The organism is Mycobacterium sp. E1715 (assembly GCF_001667625.1).
GTDB lineage: Bacteria > Actinomycetota > Actinomycetes > Mycobacteriales > Mycobacteriaceae > Mycobacterium.
In genome coordinates this window covers 1-13711 of record NZ_LZJJ01000502.1, presented here as the reverse complement: position 1 = coordinate 13711, position 13711 = coordinate 1, and the positions used below count along the sequence as shown (strand labels likewise).

General features: G+C 68.4%; 15 protein-coding genes. 10 read left to right on the top strand and 5 right to left on the bottom strand.

The genetic code is table 11. The features are described from left to right. The coding region (locus tag A9X03_RS24860; protein ID WP_156736557.1) for a Rieske 2Fe-2S domain-containing protein at window positions 1-587 on the bottom strand (587 nt) is incomplete at its 3' end. A gap of 365 nt (window positions 588-952) precedes the next feature. Here A9X03_RS24860 and A9X03_RS24855 point away from each other — a divergent pair. From A9X03_RS24855 to A9X03_RS24835, 5 genes are read left to right on the top strand one after another with little or no spacing between them, the layout of a single operon-like run. Beyond that, a complete protein-coding gene (locus A9X03_RS24855) occupies window positions 953-1924 on the top strand; it encodes a Rieske 2Fe-2S domain-containing protein (RefSeq protein ID WP_067751656.1) in 972 nt (323 codons plus the stop codon). Further along, window positions 1921-2406 (top strand): hemerythrin domain-containing protein, encoded by a 486-nt coding sequence (locus A9X03_RS24850; RefSeq protein ID WP_068263473.1) that lies wholly within the window; start codon window positions 1921-1923, stop codon window positions 2404-2406. Before A9X03_RS24855 ends, A9X03_RS24850 begins: the two co-directional genes overlap by 4 nt. 60 nt (window positions 2407-2466) lie before the next feature. Beyond that, on the top strand, window positions 2467-3222 hold the full coding sequence (pcaH, locus tag A9X03_RS24845; protein ID WP_067780578.1) for a protocatechuate 3,4-dioxygenase subunit beta: 756 nt from the start codon (window positions 2467-2469) through the stop codon (window positions 3220-3222). Beyond that, window positions 3215-3787, top strand: coding sequence for a protocatechuate 3,4-dioxygenase subunit alpha (pcaG, locus tag A9X03_RS24840; protein ID WP_067780581.1), 573 nt, complete (start codon window positions 3215-3217; stop codon window positions 3785-3787). Before pcaH ends, pcaG begins: the two co-directional genes overlap by 8 nt. Further along, complete coding sequence (locus A9X03_RS24835; protein WP_068263469.1) at window positions 3784-5010, top strand: lyase family protein; 1227 nt, start codon at window positions 3784-3786, stop codon at window positions 5008-5010. Before pcaG ends, A9X03_RS24835 begins: the two co-directional genes overlap by 4 nt. Here A9X03_RS24835 and A9X03_RS24830 read toward each other — a convergent pair. After that, entirely contained in the window at window positions 5001-5648 is a 648-nt protein-coding gene (locus A9X03_RS24830) for a TetR/AcrR family transcriptional regulator (RefSeq protein WP_067751668.1), read from the bottom strand. The genes A9X03_RS24835 and A9X03_RS24830 overlap by 10 nt on opposite strands. A gap of 216 nt (window positions 5649-5864) precedes the next feature. Here A9X03_RS24830 and A9X03_RS24825 point away from each other — a divergent pair, with 216 nt between their 5' ends. Next, window positions 5865-6146, top strand: coding sequence for a DUF1876 domain-containing protein (locus A9X03_RS24825; RefSeq protein ID WP_067751671.1), 282 nt, complete (start codon window positions 5865-5867; stop codon window positions 6144-6146). Between the two features lie 12 nt (window positions 6147-6158). Then, a complete protein-coding gene (locus tag A9X03_RS24820; protein WP_068263467.1) occupies window positions 6159-6962 on the top strand; it encodes an HPF/RaiA family ribosome-associated protein in 804 nt (267 codons plus the stop codon). Window positions 6963-7069: 107 nt separating this feature from the next. Here A9X03_RS24820 and A9X03_RS24815 read toward each other — a convergent pair whose 3' ends face one another. Then, window positions 7070-8911, bottom strand: coding sequence for a long-chain fatty acid--CoA ligase (locus A9X03_RS24815; protein WP_068263464.1), 1842 nt, complete (start codon window positions 8909-8911; stop codon window positions 7070-7072). Between the two features lie 150 nt (window positions 8912-9061). Beyond that, a complete protein-coding gene (locus tag A9X03_RS24810) occupies window positions 9062-9325 on the bottom strand; it encodes a hypothetical protein (protein WP_067751785.1) in 264 nt (87 codons plus the stop codon). Window positions 9326-9654: 329 nt separating this feature from the next. On the opposite strand from A9X03_RS24810, the gene A9X03_RS24805 reads away from it, so the two are divergent. Continuing rightward, window positions 9655-10638, top strand: a complete 984-nt coding sequence (locus A9X03_RS24805; RefSeq protein WP_067751680.1) for a GNAT family N-acetyltransferase — start codon at window positions 9655-9657, stop codon at window positions 10636-10638. A 23-nt stretch (window positions 10639-10661) separates the two neighbouring features. On the opposite strand, the gene A9X03_RS24800 is transcribed toward A9X03_RS24805, so the two are convergent. Continuing rightward, entirely contained in the window at window positions 10662-10931 is a 270-nt protein-coding gene (locus A9X03_RS24800) for a hypothetical protein (RefSeq protein WP_067751683.1), read from the bottom strand. Between the two features lie 212 nt (window positions 10932-11143). Between A9X03_RS24800 and A9X03_RS24795 the strand changes: the two genes are divergently transcribed. Together A9X03_RS24795 and A9X03_RS24790 are read left to right on the top strand one after the other, a co-directional pair. Beyond that, entirely contained in the window at window positions 11144-12403 is a 1260-nt protein-coding gene (locus A9X03_RS24795) for a S9 family peptidase (RefSeq protein ID WP_067751686.1), read from the top strand. Window positions 12404-12418: 15 nt separating this feature from the next. Beyond that, a partial coding sequence (locus A9X03_RS24790) for a wax ester/triacylglycerol synthase domain-containing protein (RefSeq protein ID WP_067780590.1) occupies window positions 12419-13711 on the top strand: 1293 nt, incomplete at its 3' end.

Below are 13711 nucleotides of genomic sequence, written 5' to 3'. Positions count from 1 at the left end.
TGGTACATGTCGCCGGCGAAATTCTCGGCGCCGATCTTCCAGTTCGCCTTGATGCGCCAGCGCTGCGGCCCCCGCACTTCCACGCCGCCGGCGCTCTGCTTGGTGTAGAAGTCCAGATAGAACTTGAAGTCGCCGAGGAAGTCCTCGAGCGGTTCGGCCCCTGGGTCCAAGTTGATGAACAGCAGGCCGTTGTAACTCGCGAAGTTCGGTGCGGGGAGCAGGGTCTGGGAGCTTCGGGCGAACCCGTCCTCGCCGCCGTACGCCTCCCGGTGGAACGGCAGACCGGTGAGCTTGCCGTCATTGCGGTAGGTCCAGCCGTGGTACGGGCAGCGGAAGTTGGAGGCGTTGCCCATCTCCGCGCGACACACCTGCATGCCGCGATGCAGGCACATATTGAATAGGGCGCGCACATCGCCGGAGGAGTCGCGGGTGATGATGAAGGAATCGTCGAGGACCCGGCGCACCACGTAGTCGCCGTCCTGCGGGATCTCGGACTCGTGCGCCACGAACGTCCACGCCCGTGAAAACAGCCGCTCCTTCTCCAGCGCGAACAGATCGGCGTCGTTGTAGATGTGGGCCGGAATCATCCCCTCGCGGACGCCGGCGAACACGGTCTCGAGGCCGGCGCAGGCGTCGCGATGGACTGTCACGGTAACCCCCGGCCGACGCTTCGATTATCTGATAGACAGAGAAATGTTCCGCTCTCAAGAATCCCGCATCGACCCGCCGTCGGTCAATCGCCCGATTAGCGGGCGCGATCCGCGGCCAGGCGTTTACCAGAATGCTTTCTGGTAAATCACAGGCGGCGAACAATCACGTCGCCGGACGCCCGGGCTACGGTGGTCACGTCAGCTCCACCGCGCATGTGAGCGTGCGGTAATCAACGGGTAAACGGTTGGATTTTGCGTGCGTTGCCTTAATTTGGCGACGCATCTGAGGAAGGGCTGGTGCAATGGCTGATCGGTCACTGGACGGTCGATTGCAGAAACTCGGATCGCGCGTGGTGGCGGCCATCGGGCGTCAAGAGTGGCTGGATCGCCCGAGCTATCGGTTCGAACACCTGCTGAGCTTCGCCTTCAACGGCCTGGGCGGCGCCCGCGACAGCGTCACCAATGCGCTCCACGGGGTATGGCTCGGCCACCCGGTTCACCCGCCGCTGGCGTCGCTGACGAGCGGCGCGCTGGGTACCACCGTCGCGCTGGACGCCCTGAGCCTGCTTCCGGGCCGGCCCGCCACGGAAGTCCGCGACGCGTCGAGGTTCGCGTCCCGCGCGCTCGGGTTGGGGATCCTGGCCAGCATCGGGTCGGCCGTCACCGGTGTCACCGATTGGCAGCACACCCACGAATCCGATCGCCGGGTCGGTGCCGTGCACGGCGTGGTGAACTTGGTGGCCACCGGGCTGTATGCGCGGTCGTGGTGGGATCGCCGGCGGGGTCGGCACGGCCGCGGGATCGCCCTCACCGCATTGGGTTACGGCATCACCGTCGCCGGCAGCTACCTCGGCGGGGCGCTGGTGTTCGAGTCCGGCATCGGGATCGACCAGTCGGGCGCGCGGCTGCGCAAAGCGGAATGGACGCCGGTGCTGCCGGCGAGCTCGCTGAACGGAAAGCCGGTGCGGGTCGAGGTCGACGGGGTGGGCCTGGTGGTGTGCCAGACCAGGCCCGGGGAGGTTGCGGCGTTCGGCGAGTTGTGTCCGCACCTGGCGGCCCCCATGGCCGACGGCTGGATCGACCGTGGCCGGCTCGTATGTCCTTGGCACGGTTCATGGTTCGCGGCCGAATCGGGCGACGTTCTGCGTGGACCGGCGGCGGCCCCGCTGCCGTGCTATGAGGCGAGGTTGGTCAACGGAATGGTCGAAGTTCGCGGCGAACCCGGGCCCGGGCTCGGTGCCGCGGTGGGAAGCGGAGAAGGGAGACCGCAGTGAACGCCTACGACGTGCTGAAAGAACACCACATCGTCATCAAGGGCCTCGGCCGCAAGGTCAGCGAGGCCCCGGTGAACAGCCAAGAGCGGCATGCCCTTTTCGACGACATGCTGATCGAGCTCGACATCCACTTCCGCATCGAGGACGACCTGTACTACCCGGCCCTCAAGGACGCCACCAAGCTGATCGCCGTCGCCCACGCCGAGCACCGTCAAGTGGTCGACCAGCTCTCGGTGCTGCTGAGAACGCCGCAGAGCGCGCCGGGCTACGAGGACGAATGGAACTCTTTCAAGACGGTGCTTGAGGCCCACGCCGACGAGGAGGAGCGCGACATGATCCCGGCACCTCCCGAGGTCAAGATCACCGACGCCGAGCTCGAGGAGTTGGGCAACAAGATGGCCGCGAAAATGGAGCAATACCGCGGGTCCGCGCTCTACAAGATGCGCACCAAGGGGCGGGCGGCGCTGGTGCGCTCACTCTAACTCCGGCGCCGCCGCCGATTTCCGCGGTGTGCGGGGCCATGGAGAGTAGCGTCACGGCTCATGAAGCCCGAGTGTCTCGCGTCTCAGGGTGACATTACGGCCGAGATCGCCGCCATCGCAGCCGAATACCGCGGGCCGGAAGCTCAGCCCCGCCTCGACTACCCGCCGTACCGCGGCACCGCACTGCGGCATCCCAAACAAGCCCTGGTGCCGGTCGATCCCGAGGGGGTCGAACTATGGGCGCCATGCTTCGGCCACCAGGACGTCGACGCGGTCGACGCCGACCTGACGGCCGGGCATCCTGGCGAACCCCTGGGCGAACGCGTCATCGTGGCCGGGCGTGTGGTCGACGGGTCCGGCAGACCGGCGGCCGGCCAGCTGATCGAGATCTGGCAGGCCAACGCCGGCGGCCGCTACCGTCATCAGCGCGACCAGCATCCGGCCCCGCTCGACCCCAACTTCACCGGCGCGGGCCGGTGCCTGACCGGCCCGGACGGCTCCTACCGCTTCCTGACCGTCAAGCCGGGCCCGTATCCGTGGCGCAATCACCACAACGCCTGGCGCCCCGCACACATCCACTTCTCGGTGTTCGGGACCGCGTTCGGCCAGCGCCTGGTCACCCAGATGTACTTCCCGGGCGACCCGCTGTTCGACCTGGACCCGATCTTCCAGTCGGTCCTCGACCCCGCCGCGCGCCGACGGCTGATCGCCCGCTACGACCACGACCTCACCGAGCCGGAATATGCCACCGGATATCGGTGGGACATCGTGCTGACGGGCGGCGGCCGCACGCCCGTCGAGGGCCGCCATGACTGAATGTGCTTGCACCCCAGGGCAGACGGTGGGTCCCTTCCTGGGCCTCGGGTTGCCCTATCCCGGTGGCGGCGCGCTGGTCGGCGACCGGCACGCGCACGCGGTCCGGCTGCACGGCGCGGTGTACGACGGCGCAGGCGACGGCGTGCCCGACGCCCTGGTCGAGCTGTGGCAGCCCGACGGCGCCGGGCGCGTCCCGCGGCAGGCCGGTTCGCTGCGCCGCCGGCATGACGACCATGGCGCGTTCACGGGCTGGGGCCGGTGCGCGACCGACGCCGGCGGCCGGTATGCCTTCACCACGGTGGCGCCCGGTCCCACCGCCCCCGGGCGGCCGCCGTTCTTCGCCCTCACCGTGTTCGCGCGCGGACTGCTGGACCGATTGTTCACCCGCGCCTACCTGCCCGACGGCGACCTCGGCGCCGACCCGCTGCTGGCGGGTCTGGGTGCCGATCGTCGCGCCACCCTGCTGTGCGTCCCCGAAAGCGATTGCCGGGATTACCGTTTCGACATCCACCTGCAGGGTCCGCTCGAGACCGTCTTCCTGGCGTACCGAGACGGTGGGCGATGACCAACCTGTTGTGGCCCGGCGACCACCGCGCCCGCGACCACATGACCGATCGGGCCCTGCTGGAATCGATGGCCGCGGTGGAAGCCGCCTGGCTGGACGCCCTCGTCGCCGAACGCCTGGCCCCGCCCGAGTGCGCGGGGGCGGACCTGCCAATGCTGTTGACCGCCAACGATTGCGAATCCGTGGCGGTTGCCGCCGAGGACGGCGGCAACCCCGTTATCGGGCTCGTCGGCCTGCTGCGGCAGCGTGCCGCGCCGAAAGTCGCGCCGTGGATCCATCGCGGTCTCACCAGCCAGGACGTCCTGGACACCGCCCTGATGCTCGGCGTGCGCGAGGCCGTGGGGGAGCTCGCCGCACAGCTCAGAGGTCAGGTCTCGACGCTGTCCGAACTCGCCACCCTGCACCGCTTGACGCCCATGGTCGCGCGCACCCTGACCCAGCACGCGGCGCCCACCACGTTCGGGGCGAAGGCGGCCGGCTGGCTGAACGGCGTCGTCGATGCCTTCGAGGCGCTGTCCGCACTGGTCATCCCCATCCAGATCGGCGGGGCCGCAGGCACATTGGCCGCCAGCACCGAGCTGGCAGCGCTGCTTACCGGCTCCGCCGACCCCGCCGCGGTGTCCGCAAGCCTGGCGCGCAGCACCGCAACGGCTTTGGGATTGGCCATCCGAATGCCGTGGCACACGGCGCGGGCGCCGGTCACCGCGGCCGCCGATGCCTTCGTCGGCTGCACCGACTCCTGGGGGCGGATCGCCTCGGACGTCGTCACCCTGGCCCGCCCAGAAATCGGCGAACTGACCGAATCCGGCGGCGAGAACCGCGGGGGCTCCTCGTCGATGCCGCACAAGCGAAATCCCGTGCTGTCCATCCTGATCCGACGGACCGCCCTGTCCGCACCGCCGTTGGCGTCGACCCTGCACACCGCGGCGGCGCTGGCCAACGACGAGCGACCCGACGGCGCCTGGCACGCCGAATGGGACACGCTGCGCACGTTGGCCCGGCGGGCCGTCGCCGCCGGCTCCCAATGCGGCGAGTTGCTGGCCGGACTGACCGTGCACGCCGACCGGATGTCCGAAAACCTCGACCACGCAGACGTTTTCGGGGAGCAAGAGGCGATCGCCGAACTGGCGGGGAAACCACCGTCGCCCGCTTATTTCGGCGCAGTGGACCGGCTGATCGACGAGAGCCTGGACCGGGCCCGGCGGGCGCTCGGTCAGCGCTGATAGATGCTGGCCAGCCAGATGTGCAGCAGCGTGTCGACCGCCCGGTCCTCGGGCATCGCCTCGTCCTCGGCGGTGAACGTCGCGGCCATCACCCGCTCACTCAACATGTTGAGGGCGAGCGAGAGCTGCTCGGCCGGGACGGTGTCGGGGGCGGCGCCCCGGCCGCGCTCGGCCTTGATGGCGGCCGTGGTCAGCGAGATCCACCTCTGCATGAGCGTGGACCACAACTGCCGGACCTCGGGGTTGGTGGCCTTCGCCGAGGCGCCCGCCACGGCGACCGCCGGGTGAGAGCCCGATACCTCGAAGAACGCCTCGATGCGCGCCCGCCACAGCTCCGCGGGATCACCGGACGAGATTCCCCCGAGCGACCGGAGGGCCGCCTGCGCCTTTCCGTTCATCTGGTCCAGCAGCGACAGCAACACCGCGTTCTTCGATCGGAAATAGAAGTAGAAGGTGGGACGCGAAATCCCGGCGCCTTTTGCTAGGTCGTCCACGGAGAAATCGGCGAGCGGACGTTCCTGCAGCAGCCGCTCCGCGGTGGCCAGTATCGCCTGTTCGCGGTCGTCACCTGAGTGCGGCGACGACCGGCGGCCCCGCGAGGCATGCAGGTACTTGGTCTGTGTCGGGAGGTTGGACACGCCCGCTACTGTTGGGCACCCCGATATACGCGAACGAAACTGTTGATTAAGCCCAGCAATAATGTCGATTAAGTTCGACGTTTTCTTCGCGGGCGTCCGCGCATTTGCTGGCCCTTTCATCGCCGTGGGGGGCCCAAGGCCGGGCCGACGAACTGCCCCGCGATTCGGGACTTCCGCCCCTACTGCCGCCCCGGCGCGCAATGGTCGCATCGGGTGATGACGAAGAACGACGACGCCACCAAGGCGTGCCGCATCGACGTGCTGGTCGAAGAGCGCGACGAGAAGACCCGGGCCAAGGCGCGACTGTCCTGGCAAGGCAAGACGTTGGTCGGCGTCGGCCTGGCGCGACTCGACCCGGCCGACGAGCCCGTGGCCACGATCGGCGACGAGCTCGCGATCGCCCGCGCGCTCTCCGACCTGGCGAACCAGCTGTTCGCCGCGACATCGACCGACATCCAAGCCAGCACGCACGAGCCCGTCACGGGCCTGCATCACTGACCGGGAGACACCATGAGACAACGACCCGATCTCCCGGCTGCCCTCGACGTCCAGGTGACGACGCGCGGCCAGCTGCCCGGGGCCGACGAGTACGCGCGGACGAAGATCGGCGAGCTCGGCCACCTGACCCACGAACCGGTGCTGTACGCCCACGTCAAGTTGAGCGAGCACGGTGACCCCGCGGTGGCCCGCCGGGTGATCGCCCAGGCCAACCTCGATGTCAACGGCCGGCCGGTGCGCGCGCAGGTCGAAGGCGTCACCGCGCGGGAAGCGATCGACCGACTCGAGGCGCGGCTGCGCCGCCAGCTCGAGCGCGCCGCCGAACACTGGGAAGCCAAGCGCGGTGGCATGCCACGGGGCGGCCCGCACGAATGGCGGCACGAGACCGAGCCGACGCACCGACCGAAGTACTTCCCGCGGCCGGACAGCGAACGCCGAATCATGCGGCACAAGTCCTACAGCCTGCCCGCCTGCACGGTGGAGGAGGCCGCGCTGGAGATGGAGCAGCTCGACTACGACTTCCACCTGTTCACGGAGAAGGCCACGCGGCAGGACAGCGTGCTATACCGCGAGGGTCCGGCCGAATACCGCCTGGCGCAGATCAATCCGGTGACCGCGGACGATTTGGCGCCGTTCCGGTTGCCGCTGACCATCAGCCCCCAGCCGGCCCCGCGCCTGGATATCGATCAGGCCATCGAGCGGATGGGGTTGCTCGGCCTGCCGTTCCTGTTCTTCGTTGACACCGCCCGCGACCGTGGCAACGTGCTGTATCACCGCTACGACGGACACTACGGGCTCATCACACCGGCGACGTGAAACACCAAGAGACCAACTGAATCCGCGGCGGTCCCGGCATCCCCCCGTCCGGGACCGCCGCCCCAAACTTCGCTCTACCGCAAGGCGAACAGGCCGGTATTGGGGCGTCAGGATTCGTAGAGAGCCTGCAGACGGTCGGCGAATTTGTCGATGACCACTTTGCGCTTCAGCTTCATGCTCGGCGTCAGATCGCCGGATTCGACGGTGAATTCGCGATCGGCGATCGTGAACTTCTTGATCTGTTCCCAGCGATTGAGTTCGGTGTTCAACGCGTCGATGTAGCCGGCGATCAGCTGCTGCGTCTTGTCGTCGCGCGCGATGTCGGCGAAAGACTTGCCCGCCAGGCCGTTCTTGTTGGCCCAGTCGGTGATCGCCTCGCTGTCGAGACTGACCAGCGCGACACAGTACGGCTTGCCCTCGCCGTAGACCACGATCTCGCTCACGTACGGGCAGCAGCCCTTGAAGCGCGCGTCGATCGCGGACGGCGCGACGTATTTGCCTTGCGAGGTCTTGAACATGTCCTTCTTGCGGTCGGTGATCCGCAGGAATCCGTCGTCATCCAATTCGCCGATGTCGCCGGTGTGGAACCACCCGTCCCCGTCGAGCGCCTCGGCGGTGGCGTCCGGTAGGTCGTGGTAGGCGGTCATCAGACCCGGACCCCTGAGCAGGATCTCGCCGTCGTCGGCGATCTTCACATCGGTGGCGGGGAACGGCCAGCCGACCGTCCCGAACCGATACGCGTTGGGGCGGTTGATGAATGATGCGGCAGCGGTCTCGGTCAGCCCGTAGCCCTCCAGCACGATGATGCCGACGGCGTCGAACCACTGCGCGACGTCGCGGTCCAGCGCGGCGGCCGCGGAAACGAAGAACCGCAAGCGCCCACCGAACCGTTCGCGGATGGTGGTGAACACCAGCCGGTCGGCGAGCCTGTACGCCAGCGACGACGCCAGCGACGGCTTCCTCCCGGACTGTCGCGCCTCCGACACCCTTTTGCCGACCCCGATCGCCCAGTCGAAGATCATCTTCCGGAGCCTGCCGCGCTCGGCTGCCATGTCCTGGATGCGGGCGTGCGCCTTCTCGAAGATGCGCGGCGCCGCGCCCATGATGGTCGGCCGCAGGGCCGCGAGGTTGTCGATGATTCGCTCCACGCGGCCGTCGATGGCCGTCGGGAAGCCGATCTGCAGAGGCAACGCCAGCATCACCTTGCCGAACGCGTGCGCCAGCGGCAGCCACAGGAAGTTCAGGTCGTCGGGGCCGAGGATGCCCAGCGAATCGATGGCCGCGGCGGTGTACGTCCATGCCCCGTGCGTCAGTCGCACGCCCTTGGGCCGACCTGTGGTGCCGGAGGTGTAGATGAGGCTCGCCAGGTGGTCGGGACCGACGGCCGCGATCCTGTCGTTGACGGCATCGGGCGTGTCCGCGAGCAGTTGCTTGCCCAACAGGTCGAGGTCGGCGAGGGAGATCACCCAGTCGCCGTCGCCGTTGCCGTCGATCATGACGACCTTGCGGACGTCGGGCAGTTCGGCCCGATGCTCGATCAGCTTGTCGAGCTGGCTCTGGTTCTCGGCGACCACCACCCGGCTCCCGGAATTGGCGACGATGTAGGCGACATCTGTGGCGTTCGTCGTGGGGTAGACGGTGGTGGTCGCGGCGCCCGCACACATGATCGCGAAGTCGGCGAGGACCCACTCGTAGCGCGTCGCGGAGGCGAGCGCGACCCGGTCCTCCGGTGCGATTCCCAACGCGATCAGGCCGGCGGCCAGGTTGTTGACCCGCTCGCCGACCTGCTGCCAGGTCACGCTGGCCCAGGTGTGGTCCTGCGGATAGCGGAAGGCCTCCGCGTCGGGGGTCGCCGCGACGCGGTTGACAAACATCTGTGCCACCGACGGTGCGCGGTTCTCGATCTTGCGGAAGTCGGGCCTCTCCATCGAGGCCAGTGGTGCATTCATAGCGCGAATCCATTGCTGCCGGAACGGATACCGATGACGTGGTGCACCGGTATAACGTCGATCCTGCGGAGCGTGGCGGCTATGCGGTAGTGACGAAAGTCACGTGGGGGGCGGCAAACGTCCCCGCCGCGCTACATCCGATCCGACCGGTCAGTCGGCCAGGGCGATCTCGATGGACAGGCACTCACCGAGGGCGTGCGCCGCGGACCAGTCTTCCCCTCGAACCGCGCGCTCGAGGTCGTCAACCAGCGGGCTGTGCGCACCGAGCTCCTCCAACCAAGCGGACACGGTGGCGGGTATCTGGTGGGCGGGCACTCGGGCAACATGTCCCTCGTGGAGGCGATCGGTCAGCTGATAGATACGGGCCGCCGGCCGGCGCTGTGGCCAATGCTGCCGCCACTTCGCTGTATTCATGTTCCCCTCCCCGTTCGCCTTCTCGATCCATCCGACCAGCCTCGAGGGCCCGGCCGTAGAGGCCAAGAGCACGTTCACCGAAAGGCTTTGGTCTCGGTTCCGATCTGCCGAAGTCCCAGTCCGACAGGGTCTTTTGTCACAGCGGTCACCTACTTCCTTCTCCGGCGATGGCGGTGCGGCTCGCGTACCGTACATCGGGGAGGACGCATCGCCACGTTACCCGTTCCGGGACCGCAAAATTACGAAATTGGCGAGATGACCACTTTAGCAATGGATTCGCAATCGGGGTGTGATTCGGGCGGGAGATCCGAGCTGACAGGTGGACCGATGTGAGGGCTGTCCGCGCCGAAGAACTCGCGGCGCTGCCCGTGTTCGCCGATATCCCGGCCGAGGACCTCAAGGCGTTGGCCCACCTTCTCGAGCCCCTGCACGCGGTAGCCGGCGAGGTCCTGATGCGGCAGGGGGAACGGGCGGAGTCTTTCGCGATCATCGCGTCCGGCCGCATCGGGGTGCGGCACGTCGGATCAAAGGGCCGTGTCACGCTCACCGAGCTGTCGTCCGCGACGATCGTCGGGGAGATCGCGTTGCTGCGGCACGCCACCAGGACCGCAACGGTGACGGCGGTCCAGGACGTGCGCGGGTACATCGGATACGGCGCCGCCTTCGACCGCATGCTGGCGATGCCGGTCATCGCCGACCGCATGCTGCGCACCGCGCGGCAGCGGCTGGCCGCATACGTCGTCCCGATCCCGGTGACGATCAAGGACGGCGCGGTGCTCTCGCTGCGTCCGGTGCTGCCCGGCGACGCCGAGCGGTTCAAGAGCAGCGGCTCGTTCTCCCGGGAGACGCTGTACCGGCGGTACCAGGGCGGCGCTCCCACCGATGCGCGCCTGACCTATCTCTTCGAGGTCGACTACGTCGACCACTTCGTTTGGGTGGTCACCGACGGCGCCGCAGGCCCGGTCGTGGCGGACGCCCGCTTCGTCCGGGATCAGGACGACCCCGCCTCGGCGGAGGTCGCGCTCACCGTGGCGGACGGCTACCAGGGTCGGGGGATAGGCACGCTGCTCCTCGGCGCACTCGCGGTCGCGGCGCGCGTCGACGGCATCAAGCGCTTCCACGCCCGCGTGCTGTCCGACAATCCGCCCGCGCGCGCGTTGGGGGACAAGGTGAACGCGCATTGGGCGCACGAGGAGCCGGGCGTGGTCACCACGACGGGGGAGATCCCGCGATATCGGGATCTACCCCTCGATCGCGTTGTGTATCAACAGATCCGGCAAGTGGCCCGCCAGGTGATCCACGCGTTCGACTAGGGCGGCCCGCCTGGGCGGGTTGTCTACTCGCCGTGCTTGCTCACGGCGTGGCCGGCGCTGCGGACCACGCTGCGGAAGAACTCCATGCGGGCGGTGACCAACTCGTCGGCAAGGTCCAGGGCGGCGTCGACGACGGTCTTGCGGCGCGACTGCTCGGGGAGCACGGGGCTGATCTGGTCGACGAATTTGCGGACCGCATCGATGGCTTGCTTGCGCCCGGTTTCGACGGATTCCAGCACGTCATCGGACAGTTCGGCCCAGCGCGGTTCGGTCTTTTGCGGTGCCTCGGTCATGATCGGACTCCTAGGGAGCGTCTGAGGTGCTTGTGGCGGCTCCGACGTTACGACCGCCCGGCGAGCGGCGCGAGTGACGAAAGACCCTTCGCGCCTGGTCATAGGGCCCGGGCCGGTTCCGCAACGTCGGCCTGTCGGGCAAGGACTTTCGCGGGGGCGACCGGGCCGTAAGTCCCTAACCCGCCGATTTCAGCGCCTGCTAGTTTGCCACCATGGCCGTACCGACCGACGACGACGGCGTTTCCCGACGCTCGGGGGGCGCGTTGCCGTTGAGCCCACCCGCCGGCGTCGGCTTGAGCAGCGCCGTCAAGCCGTTCACGAGCACCGGTCGCTACCTGGCCGAGTCGTGGCGCGACTACCTCGGCCAAGCGCCCGACGAGCTTCCGATCGCGCGGCCCACCCTGGCCCTGGCGGCGCAGGCGTTTCGCGACGAAGTCGTCCTGATGGGCCTCAAGGCGCGACGCCCGGTCAGCCGCCCCGAGGAGTTCGCGCGCATCACGGACGAGGTCGTCGCCGGGCTGACGTTCTACGGCGAGCGCGGATGGCTCGACCATCCGAAGAGATTCTTCGGTGCACCCCCGCCGCTTTCGGACCTCACGGTGCGCGAGGTCAAGAAGGGCAGGCGATCCTTCTACCGCATGTCTTTCGACAGCGGGTACCGGCCGCGGCCGGGGGAGCCCGGCGCGGATCGGTGGATGAGCTACACCGCGAACAACCGCGAGTACGCCCTGTTGCTCCGCCATCCGCAACCGCGGCCGTGGCTGGTCTGTATACACGGCACGGAAATGGGCAGGGCCGCATTGGATCTCGCGCTGTTCCGGGCCTGGCGGTTACACGCCGAACTCGGGCTGAACGTCGTCATGCCGGTCCTGCCGATGCACGGGCCTCGGGCCCGGGGCCTGCCGAAGGGGGCGGTGTTTCCGGGGGAGGACATCTTCGACGACGTGCACGCGACGGCGCAGGCGGTGTGGGACATCCGGCGGTTGCTGTCCTGGATACGCCGGCAAGAGCCGGAATCCCAGATCGGCTTGAACGGGCTGTCGCTCGGCGGCTACATCACCGCGTTGGTAGCCAGCCTCGAGGCGGGTCTGACCTGCGCGATCCTCGGTGTCCCGGTCGCCGACCTGGTCGGCTTGCTGAGCCGGCACTCCGGGCTGGGCCCCGACGATCCCCGGCGTCAGACCTTCGAACTCGCGGAGCCCATCGGGCGGATGACGTCGCCGCTGTCGCTCGCACCGCTGGTCGGAAAGCCGGGGCGTTTCATCTACGCCGGTGTCGCCGACCAGGTGGTGCACCCGCGCGAGCAGGTGGTCCGCCTCTGGGAGCACTGGGGCAAACCCGAAATCGTCTGGTACCGCGGCGGTCACACCGGATTCTTCCGCGCGCGACCGGTACAGCGGTTCGTCGAGGCGGCGCTGCAACAGTCGGGCCTGCTGAATGGGCCCATGACCGAGCGCGACCGCCCCGCTTAAGTCGCGGAGGCCGAGATGAATCCGCTGGATCCGCTGGACGCGGCGATGATGACCGCGGAGTGGGTGTCCAGCCCGATGCACGTCGGTGCCGTGCTGATCCTGTCGCCGCCCGACGACGCCGGGCCCGACTACGTCGACGACCTGCATCGGAGGACGCTCGCGGGCAACGATCCGATCGATCCCAGGCTGCGCAAGTACCCGCACCGCGGTGTGGACACCGGCGGCATGTGGGTGTGGCGACACATGGATCCCGTTGACGTGAGCCAACATTGCCAGCGTCGCACGGTGTCCGGTGACGGATTCTGGCGGCTGATCGGGGAACTGGACGCCCTGCGGCTGGACTGGACCCGGCCGATGTGGATGTCCTATCTGATCGACGGCCTCGACGACGGCCGCTTCGCCTTCTACATCAAGGTGCACCACACCGTGACCGACGGGGTGGCGGGTTTCCAGATGATCACCGACGCGCTGAGCGCTGATCCCAGCCGCCGCTCGATGCCACCGTTTTACGCCGACTGCCGTCCCGAGCCCGCGCCCCCGTCGTCCGGCGGGCTGGTGTCCCGCCTGGTCGCGCCGCTGCGGTCGCTGACGGGCGCCGCGGCGTCGGGTGCGGGGCTGATCGGCAAGGTGGCCACCGGCGAGATCGCCACCGTGCTCGACGCGCTGGTGGGGCACACCACCGCGTTGCCGCTCGGGGCGCCCTACACGCGGTTCAACGGGCGACCCGGCCCCGAACGCGCGGTCGCCGCGGGCAGTTGGGCCAAGGAGCGCATCCACGCCGTGCGTCAGGCGGCCGGCGTGACCGGCAACGACGTGCTGACCGCGATGGCGGCCGGGGTGGTGCGGCGGTGGTTGGGCGATCACGGGGAACTGCCCGATCGGCCACTGGTGGCTGCCTGCCCGATCACGGTGCGCGATCACGAGCACGATTCGGCAGATGACCAGCATGGCAACAAGTTTGGTCTTTGGATGTGCCCGTTGGGCACCAACCTGGACGACCCGCTGGCCCGGCTGGATGCGATCCATCGATCGATGTCCGAGGGCAAGCGCTGGGTGGGCAAGCGCGGCGCGGCGGCGTCACTTCTCACCAACGCGGGGAGCATCGCCGCGACGGCGATCGGTCCGCTGCTCCCGTTCACGCCGAAAATCCGCACCGGATACAATCTGCCGATCTCACATGTCCGCGGACCGGCGGCCGAAATGTATTGGAACGGCGCGCGAATCGAGGAGATGTATCCGGTGTCGACGGTCTACGACGGTCACGCACTCAACATCACGACGTGCTTGTACGCCGACCGGGTCGGATTC

Excerpts from the sequence above, each read along its gene's own strand:
- A9X03_RS24855 (WP_067751656.1), top strand. The coding sequence starts at position 953 with ATGGCTGATCGGTCACTGGACGGTCGATTGCAGAAACTCGGATCGCGC.
- pcaG (WP_067780581.1), top strand. The coding sequence starts at position 3,215 with ATGACTGAATGTGCTTGCACCCCAGGGCAGACGGTGGGTCCCTTCCTG.
- A9X03_RS24835 (WP_068263469.1), top strand. The coding sequence starts at position 3,784 with ATGACCAACCTGTTGTGGCCCGGCGACCACCGCGCCCGCGACCACATG.
- A9X03_RS24810 (WP_067751785.1), bottom strand. The coding sequence starts at position 9,325 with ATGAATACAGCGAAGTGGCGGCAGCATTGGCCACAGCGCCGGCCGGCG.
- A9X03_RS24815 (WP_068263464.1), bottom strand. The coding sequence starts at position 8,911 with ATGAATGCACCACTGGCCTCGATGGAGAGGCCCGACTTCCGCAAGATC.
- pcaH (WP_067780578.1), top strand. The coding sequence starts at position 2,467 with ATGAAGCCCGAGTGTCTCGCGTCTCAGGGTGACATTACGGCCGAGATC.
- A9X03_RS24795 (WP_067751686.1), top strand. The coding sequence starts at position 11,144 with ATGGCCGTACCGACCGACGACGACGGCGTTTCCCGACGCTCGGGGGGC.
- A9X03_RS24800 (WP_067751683.1), bottom strand. The coding sequence starts at position 10,931 with ATGACCGAGGCACCGCAAAAGACCGAACCGCGCTGGGCCGAACTGTCC.
- A9X03_RS24820 (WP_068263467.1), top strand. The coding sequence starts at position 6,159 with ATGAGACAACGACCCGATCTCCCGGCTGCCCTCGACGTCCAGGTGACG.
- A9X03_RS24825 (WP_067751671.1), top strand. The coding sequence starts at position 5,865 with ATGACGAAGAACGACGACGCCACCAAGGCGTGCCGCATCGACGTGCTG.